This is a genomic window from Clostridium mucosae (assembly GCF_024622765.1).
Lineage (GTDB): Bacteria > Bacillota > Clostridia > Clostridiales > Clostridiaceae > Clostridium.
This window is the reverse complement of the sequence record NZ_JANKAF010000013.1, coordinates 1-22324: the sequence shown is the minus strand read 5'-3', so window position 1 is coordinate 22324 and position 22324 is coordinate 1. Positions and strand designations below refer to the sequence as shown.

The following is a 22324-nucleotide window of genomic DNA, read 5'->3' as shown; positions in this document are numbered from 1 at the left end:
TCTAAATGAGGACATATGGTAAGTATAACTTTTATATAAATAAATTAGGAGATTCTTTTTATCATTTATTTGAACTTTATTATAAAAGAAAGGAGGACTACAATGCAAAGAGAGATTACAGAAAATACAAAGTTATTAAATGAACAAGGAAACTTAAATCAACCAGGATATGCAAGGAGTTTAATATTAGATTACGATAGAAAAGATATTAAAGCGAACTCTTTACGTATTAAAGAATGGGATTATTATTTAATATACAATGATGAATATGGAATTGCTTTAACTCTTGCGGATAATTCTTATATGAGCTTAGAGAGTGTATCTATCTTAGATTTTAAAAATGCAAGAGAAAAAACAGTATCACCAATTCAGGCATTTTCTCTTGGTAAAATAAATATGCCTTCGAGTTCAAAAGAAGGAGATGTGGTTTTTACTTCTAAAAAAATTGATTTATCATTCAAACATAAAGCTCATAAAAGAATTTTAGAATGTAGAATACATAATTTTCATGATAAACAAACATTTCATTGTTATCTTGAACTAGATGAAGAACCGCAAGATTCAATAGTTATTGCAACTCCATTTAAAAAAGAAAAACACTTTTATTATAATCAAAAAATAGTAGGGTTTAAAGTTACTGGATATTTTCAATTAGGTGATTTTAAATATGAATTTAATAAAAATAGTACAAGAGGTATTTTAGATCGGGGGAGAGGTGTTTGGACTTATAAAAATGTATGGTACTGGAGTGCAGGTTGTGGAATAGTGGACGAGCATGAAGTAGGATTTAATATTGGATATGGATTTGGAGATACCAGCGAAGCAAGTGAAAATGTTATTTTCTATGATGGTATTTTGCATAAGTTAGAAGATATTACATTTAATATTCCAACTGATGAAAAAGGAAATTATTTATATACGAAACCTTGGACTATTACAAGTAGTGATCAAAGGTTTGAAATGCAATTTGAACCAATTTTAAATAGAGCATCTTGTACAGATGTAAAATTAATTTGTAGTGATCAAAATCAAGTTTTTGGTAAGTTTAATGGCACTATGATATTAGATGATGGTACAAAGGTAGTATTGAAAGACTTTTTAGCTTTTGCAGAAAGAGTCTTAAATAAGTGGTAAAGTATAATTTTCTTTAGATACGTATAATAGAAAAAGAATACACACAAGATTTGTAAATCTCTTATTTAATTTGTAAATCTCTTATTTAATAGGATATAGGATTTAAAAAAATAAATATATCTTGAGAAAAATAAACATATAATGAAAGTAATTAGAGATATTAAAAAGAGGTGATCTTATGTGTTTAACAAGTAATTTAATGAGTCAAGAGAAGATAATAATTCTAAAAGCAACTAAAGATACTGTAAATGATGTAATAGATAATGGAATTTATGCATTAACTAATTTACCTAATAATTATAATCAATTCGAAAAGTTTGTATTAGTAGAAGCTACAGATACTAATGAAACTAAAGTTTTAGCTATAGGAAATATAAGTGAGCCATTTGAAATACATGAAAATAGAAAATCATTAGAAGCTTTTAAGAATAATAATAAAAATTGGAAGTGGGAGTATGAGTTATCTAACATAGTAGATTTAAGGGATGATACATTAACACTTGGAGATATATTTATGGAAAACAGTTTAAATAATATTAACTGTATAGTCCAATTTTAAAAGCAATTATTTAGAAGTGTGTAGTAATTTTAAATATTTTGGTAAACGTTTAAAAATATAGACCAAAAGTAGAAGATTAAAAAGTTCATAGTTAAATTAATTATTTTAAAAGTATGAAATGCCATATTACAATAGCTTATAAGTGTTATTGAAATATGATATTTCATACTTTTTGATTTTCTGTAAAATGAAATTTAACTAATATAAATATTAAAACTTCAGAACAATATAAAAAAATAAATATGTAGTATAATTTTGGAAATACAGTATAAAAGTTATAATAAATCAGATAATTATATGTGGTAATATAGACATATATAGCTAATTTAGTTAATGAAAAATTTAGTGGATAATAAATACGTAATAGATATATATAAAATAAGTAGTATATATATCTGCAATTTAAATTGCAGTTTATATGGCTATTCATAGAAGTATTGATAATATATAATGAAATTGGGTGGTGAAATGGTTTACTATAATTTAACATCAAGACAAAAAGATATACTTAAGTATATTTTAGAATCAAAAGATTATATTAACAGTCAAGAATTAGAAGAGCAATTTAATATATCAAAAAGAACATTAGCTAATGAAATTATGAAATTAAAATTGTTTTGTAAGGAAAAAGATACAGAGTTAATTTTAAAGCGAGGCCTAGGTTATAAATTTATAGCTGCAGATGAGTATAAAAAGGGAATAATTATAGAATGTTTAAATGAAAAAAGTCCTATAAGCGGAAATGATAGTAGTAGAGTAAATGATATATTAGAAATATTAATTTCAAGGAATTTTTCACAAAATAATAAAGCAATAAAATTAGAAGAACTATCTAGGGAATTATATGTAAGTTTATCAACTATAAAGCAAGATATAAAAGAAGTGAAAAATATATTAAATAAATATAATTTAGGAATAAGTAGAGTTTCCAATAATGGGATATCACTAATTGGAAATGAAATTGATATAAGAGCTTTCATTTCAAATTATTTATTTAAAAACAGTAAGGAACTTAAATATTTAAATGTTAATGATTTTAAATTTTCAGCATCTAATGATAATGTCATATATAAATTAATATCTGATATTGTATTAGGCATAGTGAAAAAGTATGAAATTGAATTAAGTGACTTAGGATTTAAAAATCTATGTATTCATATAATAATAGCTATTTATAGAGTAAAGAAAAATAATTTTATCAGTTATTCTAATTTAAGTTGTGATAAGGAATGTAAAGAATATGAAGCTGCATTAGAACTTAAAAAAATGTTAGATTCAAATTTTACTATAAATTTACCTTATGAAGAAGTTGTTTATTTATATCAACATTTAGTATCACAAAAAATGCTATCACTAGATACGAATGCGGACAAGTACTATAAGGATAATTATATTGATAATTTATTTAATCACTGCCTTAACCTAGTTTATGAACATAGTGGAATAAACTTTTTTAATGATAATATTTTGAAAAGTGGACTATTAATTCATCTTAGAAGTGCAATGAATAGAATTAATTTTGGAATGAATATAGAAAATACAATGCTTGATGAAATTAAGGTTAATTATGCATTTGATTATGATATAGCTATTATTTTCTGCGAAGGATTAAAAAGAAAAGCTAATATAGATATATCTGAAGATGAAGTAGGATTTATAACGTTACACTTTGCAGGAGCAGTTGAAAGATTAAAATTAGCAAATAAAATAAACAAATACAGAACTATAGTAGTTTGTGCCACAGGCGGAGGAACTGCAATTCTATTAAAAACTAAGTTGGAAAGTAAATTTAACGATTTTATAGAAATAAAAGGGTTCTACCCAGCATTTAAATTAAATAGTATGGATTTATCTCAATATGATTTAATTATAAGTACTATTCCATTAGAAAATGTTAAATTACCAGTGCTAAATGTATCACCTATAATGCTTGAAGAAGATTGTAAAAAAATAACCAGATTTATTACAATGAAGAAAAATAATGATTTGAAAAAAAGTATATTTAAAGAGGATTTATTTTTTGTAAATTTAGATTTAGAGAATAAGGATGAAATAATAGAATATTTATCTAAAACTATGTATGAAAAAGGTTATATAGATAAAGAGGCAGCAAGTTCCTTTAGAGAAAGAGAAGATATGTCTTCTACGGAGATAGGTAATAAAGTTGCCATACCTCACTTTATAAAAGGAAAAGTTAATAAAGAGGCTATTGCAATAGCAATTTTGAAAAATCCAATAAATTGGGATAAAACAAAAGTACAGCTTGTTATGATGCTAGCCTTTAAATTAGGGAAGGGCTCTGAAAAGTTGTTTTTAGAAATTTATAGTGGAATAGATGATATTAACAAAGTTAATAAACTAATTAAGTGTAGAGATTTTAAAGAATTTAAGCAAATATACGGTAATTAGAGAAAGAAGTGTAGACTATTGAATAATGATTTAATATTTATTAATGAAAATTATAATGATTGCTTTGAATTTTTAGAAAATATATCTGACAGACTTTTGAATTATGGATATGTTAAGGAAAGTTTCAAAGATGCAATAATAGAAAGAGAAAAAATTTTCCCAACTGGATTACCTGTTGAACCGATAGGGGTAGCAATACCTCATTGTAATAGTGAGCATGTAAATAAAGCAGGAATAGTATTTGTGAAATTTAAAGATGATGTAAAATTCATAAGTATGGAAGGTGAAGGGGAAGTAAATGTTAAAATAGCATTTGTCTTACTTGTTAAAGAGAAAGAGAAACAAGTGGAAGTTTTACAAAAACTTATGGAAGTAATATCCAACGAGGATATTCTTACTAAGATGTACAATGAAAATAATAATGATAATTTAATTAATATTATGAAAGAGGTTGGATTAAGATGAAAAAAATAATAGTAGCATGTGGAGCAGGAGTAGCAACATCAACAATAGCAATTCAAAAAATAAAAGCAGGATTAGAAAAAAGAGGATTACTTGATAAAGTTCAAATAACACAATCTACAGTTGTTGAATTATCTAAGCAAGCAAGTAAATATGATTTAATAGTAACAACAGCTATGGTAACAGAAGATTATGGAGTGCCATTAATTAAAGGATTGCCTTTTATAACAGGTATGGGTGTTGATAAAGTAATGGATGAAATAGTTCAAGCATTAGGATTATAAGATTAAATTTATAAGATTCGAGGAGGAATATTAATGGCTGCATTACAGTATTTAGTAGATTTAGGGGCAGCAGTTATGATGCCTATTATATTTATAGTTTTTGCTCTAATTTTAAGAGTTAAAATAGGACAAGCAATTAAATCAGGTTTGTTAGTTGGAATTGGATTTATTGGATTAAACGCTATAATAACATTATTAACTGAAAATTTAGGACCAGCTGCAGAAAGAATGGTTCAGAACTTTGGATTGAATTTAACAGTATTAGATGTTGGTTGGCCAGCTGCATCTGCAATTGCATTTGGATCAACTGTTGGGATTTTAATAATTCCGTTATGTCTGATAGTAAATATAATTATGATTTTAACAAAAACAACAAGAACAATTAATGTTGATATATGGAATTTTTGGCATTTTGCATTTACTGGTTCATTAGTATATATGCTAACAGGAAACCTATGGATAAGTTTATTTATTTCAGCATTAAATATGATTATAACTATGGTTATTGGTGATAGAACAGCACCTATGGTTGAAAAATCTTTAGGATTACCAGGAGTTTCAATTGCTCATGGATTTACGGCTTCTTTTGTACCACTTGCTTTAGCTATAAATTGGGTATTAGATAGAATACCTGGAGTTAATAAAATAAAGCTAGACGCAGCTACAATTCAAAAGAAATTTGGAGTTTTTGGAGAACCTGCTATATTAGGTACTATAATAGGTGCATTACTAGGAATTTTAGCTAAATATAATGTTAAAGAAACACTTAATTTAGCAGTTGTAATGGGAGCTGTATTAGTATTAACACCAAAGATGGCGGCAGTACTTATGGAAGGATTAATGGTTGTTTCTGAAGCAGTACAAGAATTCCTTCAAAAGAAATATTCAGGAAAAGGTACTTTATATATAGGATTAGATTCAGCAGTTGGTGTTGGTCATCCAGTAACATTAGCAATTTCATTAGTTTCAATACCAGTAGCATTATTACTAGCATTTATTGTACCTGGTAATCAATTCTTACCATTTGCAAGTTTAGCAGGATTACCATTTATGTTCGTTCTTATAGTTCCTATTGCAAGAGGAGATTTCTTTAGATCATTTGTTATAGGTGTTATAACATTAGCTCTTGGATTATTAATAGGAACCAATTTAGCACCACTGTTTACAGAAGCAGCATCAGCAGCTAATTTTGCAATTCCAAGTGGAACAGCCTTAATATCAAGTATAGATTATGGCTCAAGCATATTCCCTTGGATATCTATTATGTTAGTTAAATTTAAGTGGGTTGGTATAACAATAGCTACTATATTTACATTAGCTTTAATGATATGGAATAGAAGTAAGATTATAAAAGAAGAAAGTACTAATTAAGATTTAATAAGAAAGGTGACGGTATTAATATGATATTTTTCTTAGATACAGCAAATGTAGAATATATTAAAAAAGTAAATGATATGGGAGTAATAAAGGGTGTTACAACAAATCCATCACTTGTTGCTAAAGAGGGAAGAGATTTCAATGAAGTTATTAAAGAAATAACTGAAATAGTTGATGGACCTATAAGTGGTGAAGTTGTAAGTGAAGATTCAGAAGGCATGATTGTGGAAGGAAGAAAAATTGCTGCTATTCATAAAAATATGATAGTAAAAATTCCAATGACTGAGGAAGGTCTTAAAGCAGTAAAAGTTTTATCAAAAGAAGGAATAAAGACAAATGTTACTTTAATATTTTCAGCAACACAAGCATTACTTGCAGCAAATTCAGGAGCAACTTATGTAAGCCCATTTTTAGGAAGAATAGATGATATATCAATGAATGGAATGGATCTTATAAAAGATATAGCTGAAATATTCTCAATTCATAGAATTGAGTCAAAAATAATTGCAGCAAGTGTAAGAACCCCAATTCATGTTATAGAGGCTGCAAAGGCAGGTGCTGATATAGCTACAGTTCCTTATGATTTAATTATGAATATGCTTAAGCATCCTTTAACTGATCAAGGATTAGAAAAATTCAAAGCAGACTGGCAAGCAGCATTTGGAAAGTAGAATTAGTAAAATATTTAATAGTAAAAAAACACATATACAATAATATGAGAAATGAGGCTGAAAATGAGTAGAAAATTAGATAGATTATCTATAGATGCAATAAGAGTACTTTCAGCAGATGCAATTGAAAAGTCAAAATCAGGACATCCGGGATTACCACTTGGTTCAGCGACTATGGCATATATATTATGGACTAAGATGAATCATAGTGGGAAGAATCCAAACTGGGATAATAGAGATAGATTTATATTATCAGCAGGTCATGGATCAATGCTAGAATATTCTTTATTACACTTATTTGGATATGGAATAACAATTGAGGATATAAAGAATTTTAGACAATTAGGTAGCTTAACACCAGGACATCCCGAATATGGTCATACTAAAGGGGTTGAAATAACAACAGGACCTTTAGGACAAGGCGTATGTAATGCTGTTGGGATGGCTATTGCAGAAAGTCATTTAGCAGAAAAATTTAATAAACCAGGATATGAAGTAGTTAATCATAATACCTATGCTATAGTTGGAGATGGATGTTTAATGGAAGGAATTTCGGCAGAAGCATCTTCATTAGCAGGAACTTTAGGATTAGGAAAGCTTATAGTTTTATATGATTCAAACAATATTTCTATAGAAGGAAATACAGATATAGCATTTAGAGAAGATGTAGCCAAGAGATATGAAGCATATAACTGGCAAGTAATTAAAGTAAATGATGGTAATGATATCGAAGCAGTTGAAAAAGCAATTGAAGAAGCAAAAAATGAAACTACTAAGCCGTCAATTATAATAGTTAAGAATCAAATAGGGTTTGGATGCCCTGAAAAACAAGGAAAGGCATCTGCCCATGGTGAGCCTTTAGGAACTGAAAATGTAAAAGCAATGAAGGAAAATTTAGGATGGAATCAAGAAGATTTCTATGTTCCAAAAGAAGTATATTCTAATATGGATAATTACATCAATTTAGGAATAGAAAAAGAAAAACATTGGAATGATTTATTTGAAGATTATAGAAATGCATATCCAAAATTAGCAGAAGAATATTGTAAATGGATTTCTGGAACAATTGATAGTGAAGCTCTATTAAATAATAAAGATTTCTGGAATTTTGAGAAAGCAATGGCTACTAGAGAGTCTTCAGGAATAATTATAAATAGATTAGCAGAATTAATTCCTAATCTTATTGGAGGATCAGCTGATTTAGCACCTTCTAATAAGAGCTATATGAACGGAAAAGGAGATTTTTCAGAAGAAAATAGAAGTGGAAGAAATCTTCATTTTGGAGTAAGAGAACATGCTATGGCTGCTATAACAAATGGTATTTATGCTCATGGTGGATTAAAGGCATTCTGTGCAACATTCTTTGTGTTTAGTGATTATATGAAGGGTGCAATGAGATTATCAGCATTAATGAATTTACCAGTAACATATGTACTAACTCATGATAGTATTGGAGTAGGAGAAGATGGCCCAACTCACCAACCAATAGAGCAATTAGCTGCACTTAGAAGTATGCCAAATATGACTGTATTTAGACCTGCAGATTCAAAGGAAACTGCGGCTGCTTGGTATTATGCAGTAACTAATGGTTCAAGTCCAACTTCAATAGTATTAAGTAGACAAACCTTACCTTTATATGATGGATCTGCAAAGAGAGCATTAAATGGAGGATATATAATTAAGGATTCCAAGAAAGAAATTCCAGATGCAATATTAATGGCATCAGGCTCAGAGGTTGAATTAATTTACAAGGCAGCAGATGAATTAGAAAATCAGGGGATAGATGTAAGAGTAGTAAGTATCCCTTCATTTGAAATATTTGATTCTCAAGATAAAGAATATAAAGAAAGTGTTCTTCCAAATAAGGTTAGAAAAAGAATTGCGGTTGAAGCATTATCTTCATTTGGATGGCATAAATATGTAGGACTTGATGGTGAAGTTATTTCATTAGATACATTTGGAGCATCTGGTAAAGCTGAAGAGTTATTTAAAAAATTTGGCTTTACAGTGGAAAATGTAGTGAAAAGGGTTAAAGAGTATATATAAATACTTATATTGATTGTAGACTTATAAGAATCAAAGAAAATACAATTAGAAATAGAAATTTATAATTGTAAAATTTTTTAAACTAATGTAAGTAAAATAAGATTATATTATCTTGTTTGTGCTTTAAATGACTTGTAGAAAAGTATAATAAACGGGATGTCTATATTAGACATCCCGTTTATTCATAGGATATTAAAACTATTTATAGAAAAATAATATGTCATTAGGTCTTTATTAATAATATTAGCAATAATAATTTTTGCATTAATATTTCATAACACAATAAAATAGTGACATTAAGTTATACTTACTGGTTTATTGTGCATAGTATCTTCTTAAAATAAATTAATACTCACTATAAAAAGAAAATAATATGTAGTACAATATTCATAGAATTATATACATAATCTGGAGGATATAAAATGAGTTTATTACCACTAGGGTCAATAGTTGTATTAAGAGATGGATATAAAAAGTTAATGGTTATAGGAAGACAAATTTATTCAGAAAATGGTGAAAAACTAAATGATTATTTAGGGTGTCTTTATCCAGAGGGATATTTAGGTGAAGAGTACTGTTATGTTTTTAATAAAGAAGATATAGATCAAATAATTTTTAAGGGATACTCAGATTTAGAAGAAGAAGCATTTGTAAAAGTTATAAATAATATGATGTAAGAAAATTTAACACAAGTAAATAAAGAGGTTATGCTAGCATAGCCTCTTTATTTTATATTTTATTCAGCATAATTATTTGTTTAGTAATGTTAAGTTGAGAAATATAAGCTAGCGAAGATAAATAGAATATGTGGAATAAGCATATAGCGAGCAATTAGAAGTACTTGGTGAAGGAAAAACTACTAGGCCTTAGTGTTGTTGGTTTGTTTGAGCGCAGCGAGTTAACCAAAACTCTTGGCATAGTAGGTTTTCAGAGCCTAGTAATTCTTTGCATAGCTATTTAGCTTATGGAAACATATCTATTTATCTTCAACATTATATTCATAATTCATCATAAACTTGTCACCAATGTTAGATGACAAAAGGTCGGTTTCTTCAAATTGAATTAATGTGTATGTATAAATATAATTAAATTGCAAAGTAAAAGTTTACAATAGAAAAATAAATAAATGGAGGGGAAAATAATGACAAATTCTAAAACTAGTGCAAGGGATTCTATGCAAAGATTTGGAAAATTTCTAAGTGGCATGGTAATGCCCAATATTGGAGCATTTATTGCTTGGGGACTTATAACAGCATTTTTTATTCCAACTGGATGGACACCAAATGAATCATTAGGAAGTTTAGTAGACCCAATGATTAAGTACTTATTACCATTACTAATTGGTTATACAGGCGGTAAGATGGTAGGAGGTGCAAGAGGCGGGGTTATAGGAGCAGTTGCTACTATGGGAGTTATAGTAGGAGCAGATATTCCAATGTTTATTGGAGCAATGATTATGGGACCTTTAGCTGGTTTTGTAATTAAAAAGTTTGATAAAGCTGTAGATGGAAAAATTCCATCAGGTTTTGAAATGCTTGTAAATAACTTTTCTATCGGTATATTAGGTATGATATTGGCCATACTTGGATTTTTTGCAATAGGTCCAGTAGTAGTAGTTTTAACAGGAATATTAAAAACTGGTGTGGAAGCTTTAGTTGCAAGAAAGCTATTACCTTTAGTTTCACTATTCATAGAGCCAGGTAAGATTTTATTCTTAAACAATGCTATTAATCATGGAGTGTTAGGACCAATAGGACTAGAACAAGTTCAAGAAAGTGGTAAATCCATAATGTTCTTATTAGAAGCAAATCCAGGACCTGGATTAGGTATAATATTAGCTTATTGGATGTATAGTAAAGGATCAGTAAAACAATCTGCACCAGGAGCAGCAATAATACATTTCCTTGGTGGTATTCATGAAATTTACTTCCCATATGTATTAATGAATCCGCTGCTTTTATTAGCTGTAATAGCAGGAGGGGCATCAGGAATATTAGTATTTTCAATGTTAGGAGCAGGTCTTGTAGCAACACCTTCACCAGGAAGCATATTTGCTTTAATGGCAATGGCACCAAAGGGGGGATTACTACCAGTTTTAGCAGGGGTAGCAGCAGCAACAGTAGTTTCATTCTTAGTGGCAGCACCATTTATTAAGATAGCATCAAAGAATGCAAAAGAAGAAGATCTAGAAGAAGCAAAGGGAAAAGTTAATGAAATGAAAAATATAAACAAATCTATCGTGAAAAAGATAGTATTTGCTTGTGATGCAGGTATGGGATCAAGTGCAATGGGAGCTTCAAAATTTAGAAATAAGATTAAAGAGCTAAATCTTGGAATAGAAGTTATTCATGCATCTGTTGATGATATACCTAAAGATACAGATATTGTAGTTACTCATAAAACATTAATAGATAGAGCTAAGAAGTCTTGTCCTAATGCGGAATTAATAGGAATCCAAAATTTCTTAACTGATGATAATATTCAGGGCTTATATAATAGATTAGCAAGTAAATAATCAAAGAAAAGGCGTAAGTATTTTTTAGAAAAAGTTACGCCTTTTTTTATTATTTAAAGAAGCAATTGCAAATTGTCTAATTGTTTATTTAATAGAAATAAATTTTTATAAAAAACAAATACAACTTTGATATAATGATTAATAAATATGACCATTTATTTAAAAGTGTCACTAAGTGATTAAGACATTTATGATGGATGATTAAATTGAGTTAAGATATAACAAAGTTTAAAATATAGATATAAGGAGTTGGACAAGCAAAGATGTCATTAATGGAGAGGTTTAATATGAAAAACAAAAAACTAAACTCTAGACAGAAAGAAATAATTCAAATATTAACTAGATCTACAGTAACAAATCCAATAACAATATCATCAATAGCAGATAAATTATCATTAAGCTCTAGAACAGTATTACGAGAAATGCCAAAGATAGAAAAGTGGTTGGAAGAAAATGAGTTCAAGTTTATAAAAAAACCAGGTGTAGGACTAGTAATTGATGAAGACTTAGAAAATCAAAAGTTAATATTAGAATTACTAGAGATAGAAAAAATTGAAAAAGAGTACTCTAAAGATGAGAGAAAAAGGATAATAATAAGCGAGTTGCTCATTTCACAAGGTCCTATTAAATCATTTTACTTTACATCACTTTTAAAAATTTCAGAAGGAACTTTAAGTAATGATTTAGATAGCATAGAAGATTGGCTAAAATCATTTAATATAAAGCTAATTAGAAAACCAGGGCTAGGCGTTTATGTTGAAGGTAAAGAAAACGATTACAGAAAAGCACTTACTAATATTTTATATGATACTTTAGAAGAAAAAGAATTAATCAATCTTTTAAAAGGCTCCTTAATAACTAATAGAGAAAATGGAATAGTAGAATTCTCAATAGAAAATAGACTTTTAAATTTTATAGACAAGTCAATTATAAAAGCTATTGAAGAAATTGTTTCAGGATTAGAAAAAGAAAATGATATCAGACTTGTAGATAGTGCTTATATAGGGTTGGTAGTTCATTTATCTCTAGCTATTCAAAGGATAAAGAATAAAGAAAATATAAAGATGGACCAAGATGTCTTAGAAGAATTAGCTAAATTACCAGAGTTTGAAATAGGAAAAATGTTAGTGAGAAATATTGAGAGCAAATTCAATATAGAAATTCCAATTGATGAGATTGGCTATATAACTATGCATCTTAAAGGGGCAAAGCTTAGATTAAATTCTGTTTCAAAATTAGAAGAAGATATAGCTAATATTGATATTAAGAGAATAGGAAAAAATATAATTGAAGTAGTGGAAAATGAATTAAATATTCTTTTAAAGGATGATGAAAAACTTTTAAAGGATCTTACAAATCATTTAGTGCCTGCAATAAGTAGGCTAAAGATGAAGCTAAATATAAGAAATCCTTTATTAAACAATATAAAAGAAAAATATCCAATGGAATACAATGCAACAAAAAAGGCTTGTGAAATACTTAAGTTAAATATTAAGGTTGATGAAATTCCAGAGTCTGAAATAGCATATATAACTATGCATATAGCTGCAGCTATTTATAAAAAGGGGATAGAAGAAAAAATAAAAGTAGTAATATCTTGCCCAACTGGTATTGGAACCTCTAGTTTATTAGCAGCACTACTTGAAAGAGAATTTAATAATATTGAAGTTATAGGTACAATATCTGCTATAAATATAGACGAAGAGAAATTAAAAAATGATGGAGTAGATATTATAGTTTCTACAGTTCCATTAGATATAGACTTCAAAAATATTTGTGTTGATCCAATTTTATCTTTACATGATAAGGGATTACTACAAGATAGTTTTAGAAAAATACTTAAAAACAAGAAATACAAAAATGTTATAAAGAAAGTAGGCATAAATAATAAAAAAGCTATAGGAATTAGAGAAATTACAGAACTAGGAACTGAAATTATATCAATAGTTGATAATGTAAGAATAAAAGAAATAAAAGATATTGGAGATTTAGATGAAATAATTGATGAAGCAAGCAAGTTATTTTCAAAAGATAAAAAAGAAGCTGACGAGATAAAAAATAAAATCCTAGATAGAGAAAAAATTAATAGTACCTATTTAAAAGATTTAAATATACTACTCTTGCATTGTAAATGTAAATGTTTAGATGGTGGGAGGTTTGGGTATTTAAAAATTAAAGGTCAATTTAAGGACGAAAAAGGAGTAATTAAGGGAGCTTTAATATCTATAATACCAGAAGACTACAAAGAAATTACTTCAGAACTTATGAGCAAGATAAATGGCGCAATTATTGAAGATGAAAGCTTTTTAAATGCGTTAAATGAAGAAGACAGTAAAAAGGCTTCACAAGAGGTTGAAAAGATATTAAAGGAAGTTTACATAAGTAAGATAAAAATAAGCTTGGAGGGATAAGGAGTGATAAAGTCTAAATTTCAAAGAGTAGTTAAATTCTTAAGTTTAATGATAATGACTAATATAGGAGTATTTATTGCTTGGGGACTTATAACTTTACTAGTTATTCCAAAAGGCTTTTTTCATAATGAAGCATTAGGATCTTTAGCAGATTCAATGGTAAAATACCTCTTTCCATTAATAGTTTCAATAAAAGGTGGAAATATGATTTCGGGATACAGAGGAGGAATTATAGCGGCAGTAGCAACTATGGGAGTAATAGTAGGTACAGATATACCAATGATGATTGGAGCAATGATACTTGGACCTTTAGCAGCATACATAATTAAGGCTTTTGATAAGGTTATAGAAAATAGAATTCCAGAAGGATTTGAGATGTTAGTTAATAATTTTTCCATTGGAGCAATTAGCATGATATTAGCAATAATAGGATTTATGATAATTAAGCCAATAACCTTTGGATTGCTGATGATTTTAAAAAGTAGCAAAGAATTCATTGTATCAAAAGGATTAATACCATCAATTTTTATAATTTCTTTTGTAGCATTAATAATATTTTTAAGAGTGTTATCAATAGATAATGAATCAAAAGAAGAAGTAGAAGGAGAAGAAGAAGATTTCAAAGTGAATGAAATAGAAAATAGTGAAATTAAAAAAATAGTATTTGCATGTGATGCTGGAATGGAATCAAGTGCTATGGGAGCAACAAAGTTTAGAAAAAGAATAAAATCTTTAGGTTTAAATATTGAAGTAACTAATTCATCAGTTGATTCAATACCGCAAGATGCTGATTTAGTAATTAGTCACATTAATTTATTGGAAAGAGCAAAAAGAAATTCTCCAAATGCAGAACATATATTTATAGAAGATTTTTTTAGTGACAATAAAATAGATAAATTATTTGAAAGGTTGGAAGAGAATATGTTAAAAAGTTTAAAGCAAAAATTGCAAATTAAAAATATTTTAAATGCTACAGAAGAAAAGAATAATTTACCGATTTTATCAGAAAGCAATATACTTTTAGGGTTAGAAAGTGAAAGCAAAGAAGATGCGATTAAGAGAGCTGGAGAGCTGTTAGTAAAAGGTGGATACGTAAATGAAAATTATATAGAAGCTATGCTGGAAAGGGAAAGAGTTATTTCTACTTATATAGGAATGGGTGTTGCAATTCCTCATGGAATAGGTGAAGCCAAGAAAAATATAAAAGCGTCTGGAATAGTAGTTATTCAATATCCAGAGGGAGTTGATTTTGGAGAAGAGCTTGCCTATTTAGTTATAGGGATTGCTGGAGTTGGAGATGAACATTTAGAAATACTATCTAATATAGCAATATCACTAGAAGATATTGAATTGGTAGATAGACTTAATAAGACAAGAGATAAAAAAGAGATTTTAGACGTATTTAAGAAATAAGGAGGGTTTTTATGAAAAAGGCTGTACAATTTGGAGCTGGAAATATAGGAAGAGGTTTTATAGGAGCATTGCTATCTAAATCAGGATATCAGGTGGTCTTTGCAGATGTGAATGAAACTATAATAAATAAAATTAATGAAGACAAGCAATACACTATAAATGTTATGGATATACAATGTACAGAAGAAAAAATAAATAATATAAGTGGTGTATTATCAAATAGTAATGATATTTTACATGAAATAAATGAAGCTAATATAATCACAACTGCTGTTGGGCCTCTAGTTTTACCTAGAATAGCAGAAACAATCGCAAGAGGAATTAAGCTAAGGAAAGAAAATAACATACAAGAATATCTAAATATAATTGCTTGTGAAAATGCAGTTAAAGCAAGTTCTCAACTTAGAGATGAGGTAATAAAATATTTAAATGAAGAAGAACTACAATATTTAGAAAAATATATTGGTTTTCCTAATTGCTCAGTTGATAGAATAGTTCCTCCTGTTAAAAGTGAAAATATTTTAGATGTAGTTGTTGAAAGTTTTCATGAGTGGAATGTTGAAGAAACTGCCTTTAAAGGTGAAATTCCTAATATTGAAGGAATGAATTTAGTGAATAATTTAGTAGCTTATATAGAAAGAAAGTTATTTACATTAAATACTGGACATGCTATCACAGCATATTTTGGATACTTAAAGGGATATAAAACAATAGATGAAAGTATAAATGATGAAAAAATATATAATTTCGTAAGGAAGGCTATGATTGAAAGTGGAGAAGCTTTAATAGCTAAATATGGATTTGATAGAGAAAGTCATATTAAATATATTGATAAAATTATAGGAAGATTTAGAAATCCTTATTTAAAGGATGATGTTGCAAGAGTAGGAAGAGAACCTTTAAGAAAATTAAATAAAAATGATAGATTAATAAAGCCATTAATAACAGCAAGAGGATATAATATTGATTCTGAAAACTTATTACTAGGTGTTGGAGCTGCTATGCACTATAAAAATGATGAAGATGAGCAGAGCAGACAGCTACAGAACTTAATAAAAAGTAAAGGAATAAAAGGATCATTATCAGAGATAGCAAAATTACCAGAAGATAGTGAAATATTAATTAAAATTGAGCATTACTATAATCAAGTTAGAAGATTAATAGAAGGCTGAAAGATAAATAAAAAATAAAAAATAAAACATTTAAAAACGCCCTATATAAAAATAAAATAAAGTAAAGAACTATTGTATTGAAGTTTACTTCTTTGCAATAGTTTTTTATTTTATAGTAATACATAATTTATAATTAGATTACTTACATGATAGAATGATTTGTAGATATTTAAATATTATTTACATAATTCCTATCAAAAAATAGAAGTCGAGCTTATTAGGAGGAATTAAGAAGAATATTTTTATATTGTTCTTAATTTTTTATGCAAGAATGAATACTACAAGTAATGGAGGCGTGGAAGTTTCAATGATGTTTGATGTAACGACCTTCGATAATTTAGATAAATTAAAACTGATAGTTAAGGATATTGAAGGAAAAGATATAGTATTAGATTTAGAAAAAGAAAATAATTAGAAAGATAAGGATTGTGTTTTAATAGAGAACACAATCCTTATTTTTTTATTGGTAAATTACGAAACAAAATATAAGAATATTTATAATTATAATAAAATTCTGATTAAAATGTTGTAATTTGGAATATTATACTATAATATGTATATATAATGAATATTATGTTATTTATAGCAATGATATATAATATGAAAATTTATTGAAATTAAAAAATAAATTATAGTCATGTAAAAAGGGGAAGTATATTATGAGACATCAAAACATTAACATTATAAGTACAGGAGTTTATCATCCTGCAAATAGAATACATAATGATTATTTTATTAATCACTTTAATAAAATGGGGATTGAAGTAGCAGGATTATTAAAGCATTTAGAAAGAGAATATAGATATATTTCTAATGATCCTAATGAAACTGTTATAACTATGGCTCACAAGGCAAGTATAGGTGCACTAAAGGATGCAAAATTAAATATTAAAGACATAGATTTAATTATTTTTGCAACAGATACACCAGAATATACATCACCATCTAATGCAGTTAAAGTATTAGAGATGTTAGGTGGACCAGAAGTTAAAATACAAATGGCATATGATACAAATACAAATTGTCTAGGAATGATAACTGCATTAGATCAAGCTAGTAGAATACTAATGACTAATAAAAGATTTAAAAGAGCTTTAGTAGTTGGAGGGATTTTATTTAGTTCTGTTGGAAGTCCTAATGATTCAGTTTCATATTCAAACTTTGGAGATGCAGCAGCAGCAGTTGTTTTAGAGAAGGCAGAGGAAGATCAAAAGAGGGGATTCATTGATTCTACACACTTAGCTCAAACATCAGAATGTAACAATATACTGATGCCTAGAGCAGGATACTCAAAAGTTATAAGAGATGGAGTAGAAGAGGAAGACGATAAAAAGTGGTCTTGGAAGCCTTTTGACGGAAGTTTTATATCTGATGTTTGGGTAAAACTAATTAAAGAAGTTGCTGAAGATAATGGGATAAGAGCTAATGAGATTAATCATCTTATTTTTTCTCAATTTACAATTCCTGATGCTAGACTTACATTAGAGAAGTTAGATATAGATAAGAATAGGACAACTTATATTGGAGATGAATTTGGTTATACAGGAACTACAAGTCCTATAGTAGCTCTTGATAGAGCACTAAAATCAGAAAGAATAAAGAAAGGTGACTATGTAACATTATCATCTATGGGATCAGGGTCACTGGTAACTGTTTTATTATTTAAGTTCTAAAGATAAATATACTAATATATCGTTAATATCAGTATGTTTATAATAATAAAAAATAATTTTAGGAGGATTTATTATGATAAAATATCAAGGGAAAAATTCAAATTATCAATTAAATGCGGACAAGATAAAGAAGGTTTTTCATGCGCAAGCTTCAGGATTTTTTAGTGAAGAAGATGGTACATCTTTTTTAAAGGATTATGATGCTATTACTAAGACATTTCCTACAAAAGATTATGCTTTAGTAATTGATGCAGCAGAATTAAAGCCATCAAGTCCAGCCGTAGCAAATATGTTAGGAACTTTATTACAAAGATATATGGAAGTTCCATTTAAGAGCAGATTTTTAGTTACTCAAGGAAATGTTGTTACTATGTCTCAATTTAAGAGATTAGGAAAAGAAATAGCAGGTTGGACTGAATCAGTACAATATGTAGATGATTTTAATGAAGCATTACAGAAACTATAGAATTATAAATAAGTAAATTATTTTATTACTATGTGTACAAGGTATATAGTAATCTATTACATAAAATTAAATATTAATATGAAAGCATATAAAAAATCTAATATAAAGATTAGAAATTTTATATGCTTTTTATTTATTTTAAGTAAAAGTATTATTCTTTTTTGTTAATTTACTGGTTAGAATCAATTACTATAAATTTGTCATAATATATGTTCACATAAAATAAAATAGTTGGTTTTAAAAAGATGATAATTATTATCAATAAATATCTTGACTTAAAGATATTTAAGATATATAATTATCTTGAAATCAAGATAATGTAGGTGGAGATATGAGCGATATAAATTTAAAACTAGTTATTGCTATGGCTAGAACTTATAATGATATGTTTTTTGAAATAGAAAAAAATGTTCAAGAATTTGGACTTAATATTAGTGAATTTGGTGTTTTAGAAATGCTATATCATAAAGGTGATCAACCAGTACAAAAAGTAGCTGAAAAAATTTTAGTTACAAGTGGAACAATAACATATGTAATAAATAAATTAGAAAAGAAAGAATTAGTTGTTAGGAGAAAATGCGAAAAAGATAAAAGAGTCTTTTATGTTTCTTTAACAGAAGAAGGAAAAGAACTTATTTCAGATATATTTCCAAAACATAAGGAGTTCTTAGATAATTTATTTAGTGAATTGGATGAAAGGACTAAAAGAGAATTAGTAGATAACTTAATTCAATTAAGAAACATATTAAAAAAATAAGCTTTAAATTATAAGTTTATAGACTTTAAGAAATTATTTTAGATAGATAAATAATTAAAATCAATCAAAAATTTAAAATGGTATGATAGGAGAATGATGTAAATGAGTAAAAATTTTTATGATGCAATAAAAGAAAGAAGAAGTATATATTCAATTAGTAAAGAATCACCTGTGTCAGATGAAAGAATTAAAGAAGTAATAGAGGATGCAGTAAAACATGTTCCATCTTCTTTTAATTCACAAAGCTCAAGAGTAGTCGTATTATTTGGAGAAAAACATGATAAGTTATGGGATATTGCAATGGAAGCATTAAGAAAAATAGTTCCAGAAGAAAACTTTTATTCAACTGAACAAAAAATAAATTCATTTAAAGCTGGTCACGGAACAGTATTATATTTTGAAGATTTTAGCGTAGTAGAATCATTACAAAAGCAATTTGAACTTTATAAAGACAATTTCCCAGTTTGGGCAGAACAAACTTCAGGAATGTTGCAATTTGCTATTTGGACAGCATTATCTATTGAAGGACTTGGAGCAACACTACAACATTATACTGAATTAATAGAAGATGAAGTTAAAAGAGAATTTAAAATACCAAATAATTGGAATATGATTGGTCAAATGCCTTTTGGTAAAGGAACAGCTCCAGCTGGAGAAAAAGAATTTTCACCAATAGAAAACAGAGTGAAAATACTAAAATAATCAAGAATTAACCTTAATGATATGTATTAACTTTCCGATTTTTATATAATTTCGAATACAATTCTAAATTTAAGATATCTAAGATGACTAAATTTTTATAACTCACTACGCTCAAACAATAAAAATTCTTAACGCCATCTTAGATATCTTAAATAAGAATTGTAGTTTCTCATTATAATAAAATCTCCAATTAATACATATCATTAATGAGGCTAATTCTTTATTTGATAATTTTAAGTGGAGGAATAAAAGTTGGCGAAGATAAATAGACTGTGGAATAAGCATATAGCGAGCAATTAGAAGTACTTGGCATAGTAGTTTTTCCAAGCCTAGTAATTCTTTGCACAGCTATTTAGCTTATGGAACATATCTAGTTATCGTAGCCTTTATATTCTCATTTTATAAGAAGCTAAGGAGGTTTGATTATGTTAAGAAAATTGGACCATAGAAACATGGGAAAAAGTAATTTAGGATGGCTTAAGAGTATATTCCATTTTTCTTTTGCAGAGTATTTTAATATAGATAATATGAATTTTGGAGTATTGAGAGTTATAAATGATGATTTGATTGAAGGTAATACTGGTTTTGATTTACATCCACATAAGGATATGGAGATAGAATTACTGTAATTAGCTTAAATAGTATTTGAAAAAGAAGGTTATTAATATTAAATTGTTAATATAAAACTATATTAATTATTTAATTATTAATAGCCATTTTTTTGTAGAAAATGGCTAAAAAGAAGAAAAGTTAAAGGTTTGTTAATGAATATTAAATAATTTATGAATAGTGAAATTAAAAAATTTTCCACCCTTATGGTATGGGCAAACTATAATCTTTTTTAGAGGTGATTCGGTGATTAAAAAAAATAATTGGACAAATAGTGAGGATTCTAAACTTATAGAATTATTCAATTTAGGTTATATAAGTAAAGAAATAGCAGTAGAACTTAATAGAACAAAAGACGCAGTTCAAAAAAGAATACAATTATTAAAAAAGAAAGGGATTATTTGTGAGAAGGATAGAAAGTTAAAGCAAATAGAGTGTAGAGAAATAAAAAAAGCAATTAATAGAGAGAGTAGTAAATTTTTAAGTAATAGAGCAACTATAAAAGCTTGTAGTTCTGCTTATAAAAATAATAGTATTGGAGATTTAGTATTAGACAGAAAGAAAGCTAAAGAACAAGGAATAGCTTTTCCAATAGATATGCCAGGGGTAAGTGTTAATGAGGAAATTAGAAAGTTCAATAAGTTTGAAGAGAAAAATAGAAAGTTAAATTTAATAGAGTATGTTAAGAGTGAAGCAGAAAGATTAAGAGATTTTCAAAAGGAAGTTAGAAAAGATATAGAAAAGATTAGTATTTAAAGTTTAGAGAAAGGAGAAGAAAAAATGGCTATGATTACATTGACAGAAGAGCAAAAGGAGAAGTTTAATAAATATTTTCCAGAGCAGTATCAAAGAAATGTGGCTATGTCTATTTTTGCAAGTATTAAATATTGGCAAGATAAAGAAGTTGGTTTTCTTAGATTTTCATTGGACAAGCTATATGTAAAATATAAAAATAAGTTTTTCTTAACTTTATCAAATTTTAAGAAAATAGCCAATAAGTTAGTTAGCTTAGGATTATTAAAAACAACTAACAAAGGGAGATTAAAATTTTATGGCACATATGATTGTAAATCTGATAATGAAGTAAGAGAGGAAAATAAAAGATTAAGAGAAGAAAATGATACTTTAAATGAAGAAGTGGAAAGACTAAAGAAAGAGCTTGAAGATTTTAAAAGAGAAGTTAGAGAAAAATTACATAGTGTATCAAAAGATGAAGTAATAGAAAAAAAGAGTGAAATTAATGAGTTTGAAAAAGAAGTTATTTCACAAGATGTTGTGATAGAAACTGCATATTCAATGATGGACGAATTGGGAATTGAAAAAGGTTCAACTCCATTTATGCAAATAATAGAAAGTTTATACGCAAAGACAGATAAAGAAGCAATACATAAAAAAGGATTCGTAAATTACATAAAAAAAGTTATACATAACAAAGTACATAATCAATCAAAATTTAAAGAGATGTTAAGGAATGAAAGAAGAAAGCCTACTACTTTTATGATTAAAGCAGAAGAACAAAAATACATAAAATTAGAAAGAAAATTATTAGGTTGGGATTAATAAAGAGGTGAAATTATGGAATATATAAAGAGAGGAGATATATTTAAAGCTGATTTAGGATTTGATAAAAATGCAGGAAGTGAGCAACAAGGAGAAAGACCTGT

Annotated in this window: 20 protein-coding genes and 1 pseudogene; all 21 read left to right on the top strand. The window is 27.5% G+C overall.

Annotation, left to right across the window (positions count from 1 at the left end; all coding sequences use genetic code 11):
* The first annotated feature begins 102 nt into the window (after positions 1–102).
* On the top strand, positions 103–1134 hold the full coding sequence (locus NSA50_RS13810) for a DUF2804 domain-containing protein (protein WP_257445875.1): 1032 nt from the start codon (positions 103–105) through the stop codon (positions 1132–1134).
* A gap of 178 nt (positions 1135–1312) precedes the next feature.
* Entirely contained in the window at positions 1313–1693 is a 381-nt protein-coding gene (locus NSA50_RS13805; RefSeq protein ID WP_257445873.1) for a hypothetical protein, read from the top strand.
* A gap of 468 nt (positions 1694–2161) precedes the next feature.
* Positions 2162–4102 (top strand): BglG family transcription antiterminator, encoded by a 1941-nt coding sequence (locus NSA50_RS13800; RefSeq protein ID WP_257445871.1) that lies wholly within the window; start codon positions 2162–2164, stop codon positions 4100–4102.
* A gap of 18 nt (positions 4103–4120) precedes the next feature.
* The gene (locus NSA50_RS13795; protein WP_195430011.1) at positions 4121–4567 is read left to right on the top strand and encodes a PTS sugar transporter subunit IIA; all 447 of its coding nucleotides are present in this window, start codon (positions 4121–4123) and stop codon (positions 4565–4567) included.
* Complete coding sequence (locus NSA50_RS13790; RefSeq protein ID WP_195430009.1) at positions 4564–4848, top strand: PTS sugar transporter subunit IIB; 285 nt, start codon at positions 4564–4566, stop codon at positions 4846–4848. The genes NSA50_RS13795 and NSA50_RS13790 overlap by 4 nt, the downstream gene beginning before the upstream one ends.
* A gap of 33 nt (positions 4849–4881) precedes the next feature.
* Positions 4882–6219, top strand: a complete 1338-nt coding sequence (locus NSA50_RS13785; RefSeq protein WP_257445867.1) for a PTS galactitol transporter subunit IIC — start codon at positions 4882–4884, stop codon at positions 6217–6219.
* A 29-nt stretch (positions 6220–6248) separates the two neighbouring features.
* Positions 6249–6896 carry a fructose-6-phosphate aldolase gene (gene fsa / locus NSA50_RS13780; RefSeq protein ID WP_195430007.1) on the top strand — a complete coding sequence of 216 codons (648 nt, stop codon included), beginning with the start codon at positions 6249–6251 and terminating at the stop codon, positions 6894–6896.
* Positions 6897–6959: 63 nt separating this feature from the next.
* Entirely contained in the window at positions 6960–8942 is a 1983-nt protein-coding gene (gene tkt, locus NSA50_RS13775; RefSeq protein ID WP_257445863.1) for a transketolase, read from the top strand.
* A 422-nt stretch (positions 8943–9364) separates the two neighbouring features.
* Positions 9365–9619 (top strand): DUF4176 domain-containing protein, encoded by a 255-nt coding sequence (locus tag NSA50_RS13770; protein ID WP_195266206.1) that lies wholly within the window; start codon positions 9365–9367, stop codon positions 9617–9619.
* A gap of 464 nt (positions 9620–10083) precedes the next feature.
* Positions 10084–11457, top strand: coding sequence for a PTS mannitol transporter subunit IICB (locus NSA50_RS13765; RefSeq protein ID WP_257445860.1), 1374 nt, complete (start codon positions 10084–10086; stop codon positions 11455–11457).
* 287 nt (positions 11458–11744) lie between these two features.
* Positions 11745–13868 carry a BglG family transcription antiterminator gene (locus NSA50_RS13760; protein WP_195266202.1) on the top strand — a complete coding sequence of 708 codons (2124 nt, stop codon included), beginning with the start codon at positions 11745–11747 and terminating at the stop codon, positions 13866–13868.
* 3 nt (positions 13869–13871) lie between these two features.
* Positions 13872–15281, top strand: a complete 1410-nt coding sequence (locus NSA50_RS13755) for a PTS sugar transporter subunit IIA (RefSeq protein ID WP_257445855.1) — start codon at positions 13872–13874, stop codon at positions 15279–15281.
* A gap of 11 nt (positions 15282–15292) precedes the next feature.
* Complete coding sequence (locus tag NSA50_RS13750) at positions 15293–16453, top strand: mannitol-1-phosphate 5-dehydrogenase (RefSeq protein WP_257445852.1); 1161 nt, start codon at positions 15293–15295, stop codon at positions 16451–16453.
* 247 nt (positions 16454–16700) lie between these two features.
* Positions 16701–16868 carry a hypothetical protein gene (locus NSA50_RS13745; RefSeq protein ID WP_257445850.1) on the top strand — a complete coding sequence of 56 codons (168 nt, stop codon included), beginning with the start codon at positions 16701–16703 and terminating at the stop codon, positions 16866–16868.
* Between the two features lie 244 nt (positions 16869–17112).
* Positions 17113–18126, top strand: coding sequence for a ketoacyl-ACP synthase III (locus NSA50_RS13740; RefSeq protein ID WP_257445846.1), 1014 nt, complete (start codon positions 17113–17115; stop codon positions 18124–18126).
* Positions 18127–18199: 73 nt separating this feature from the next.
* Positions 18200–18592, top strand: a complete 393-nt coding sequence (locus NSA50_RS13735; RefSeq protein ID WP_257445844.1) for a hypothetical protein — start codon at positions 18200–18202, stop codon at positions 18590–18592.
* Positions 18593–18923: 331 nt separating this feature from the next.
* Complete coding sequence (locus NSA50_RS13730) at positions 18924–19349, top strand: MarR family winged helix-turn-helix transcriptional regulator (RefSeq protein WP_195266192.1); 426 nt, start codon at positions 18924–18926, stop codon at positions 19347–19349.
* 102 nt (positions 19350–19451) lie between these two features.
* On the top strand, positions 19452–20051 hold the full coding sequence (locus tag NSA50_RS13725; protein ID WP_257445840.1) for a nitroreductase family protein: 600 nt from the start codon (positions 19452–19454) through the stop codon (positions 20049–20051).
* Between the two features lie 425 nt (positions 20052–20476).
* Positions 20477–20668: pseudogene (locus tag NSA50_RS13720) on the top strand (pirin family protein); the annotation flags it as partial.
* A gap of 238 nt (positions 20669–20906) precedes the next feature.
* Positions 20907–21416, top strand: coding sequence for a hypothetical protein (locus NSA50_RS13715; protein WP_257429632.1), 510 nt, complete (start codon positions 20907–20909; stop codon positions 21414–21416).
* A 24-nt stretch (positions 21417–21440) separates the two neighbouring features.
* On the top strand, positions 21441–22220 hold the full coding sequence (locus tag NSA50_RS13710) for an FtsB family cell division protein (protein ID WP_257429629.1): 780 nt from the start codon (positions 21441–21443) through the stop codon (positions 22218–22220).
* Positions 22221–22324 lie beyond the last annotated feature (104 nt).

What these genes read in the sequence shown, in the direction of transcription:
- NSA50_RS13765 (WP_257445860.1), top strand. Translation starts at nt 10,084, where the DNA reads ATGACAAATTCTAAAACTAGTGCAAGGGATTCTATGCAAAGATTTGGA.
- NSA50_RS13800 (WP_257445871.1), top strand. Translation starts at nt 2,162, where the DNA reads ATGGTTTACTATAATTTAACATCAAGACAAAAAGATATACTTAAGTAT.
- NSA50_RS13790 (WP_195430009.1), top strand. Translation starts at nt 4,564, where the DNA reads ATGAAAAAAATAATAGTAGCATGTGGAGCAGGAGTAGCAACATCAACA.
- NSA50_RS13810 (WP_257445875.1), top strand. Translation starts at nt 103, where the DNA reads ATGCAAAGAGAGATTACAGAAAATACAAAGTTATTAAATGAACAAGGA.
- NSA50_RS13785 (WP_257445867.1), top strand. Translation starts at nt 4,882, where the DNA reads ATGGCTGCATTACAGTATTTAGTAGATTTAGGGGCAGCAGTTATGATG.
- fsa (WP_195430007.1), top strand. Translation starts at nt 6,249, where the DNA reads ATGATATTTTTCTTAGATACAGCAAATGTAGAATATATTAAAAAAGTA.
- NSA50_RS13730 (WP_195266192.1), top strand. Translation starts at nt 18,924, where the DNA reads ATGAGCGATATAAATTTAAAACTAGTTATTGCTATGGCTAGAACTTAT.
- NSA50_RS13770 (WP_195266206.1), top strand. Translation starts at nt 9,365, where the DNA reads ATGAGTTTATTACCACTAGGGTCAATAGTTGTATTAAGAGATGGATAT.
- NSA50_RS13805 (WP_257445873.1), top strand. Translation starts at nt 1,313, where the DNA reads ATGTGTTTAACAAGTAATTTAATGAGTCAAGAGAAGATAATAATTCTA.
- NSA50_RS13725 (WP_257445840.1), top strand. Translation starts at nt 19,452, where the DNA reads ATGAGTAAAAATTTTTATGATGCAATAAAAGAAAGAAGAAGTATATAT.
- NSA50_RS13740 (WP_257445846.1), top strand. Translation starts at nt 17,113, where the DNA reads ATGAGACATCAAAACATTAACATTATAAGTACAGGAGTTTATCATCCT.
- NSA50_RS13760 (WP_195266202.1), top strand. Translation starts at nt 11,745, where the DNA reads ATGAAAAACAAAAAACTAAACTCTAGACAGAAAGAAATAATTCAAATA.
- NSA50_RS13750 (WP_257445852.1), top strand. Translation starts at nt 15,293, where the DNA reads ATGAAAAAGGCTGTACAATTTGGAGCTGGAAATATAGGAAGAGGTTTT.
- tkt (WP_257445863.1), top strand. Translation starts at nt 6,960, where the DNA reads ATGAGTAGAAAATTAGATAGATTATCTATAGATGCAATAAGAGTACTT.
- NSA50_RS13710 (WP_257429629.1), top strand. Translation starts at nt 21,441, where the DNA reads ATGGCTATGATTACATTGACAGAAGAGCAAAAGGAGAAGTTTAATAAA.
- NSA50_RS13735 (WP_257445844.1), top strand. Translation starts at nt 18,200, where the DNA reads ATGATAAAATATCAAGGGAAAAATTCAAATTATCAATTAAATGCGGAC.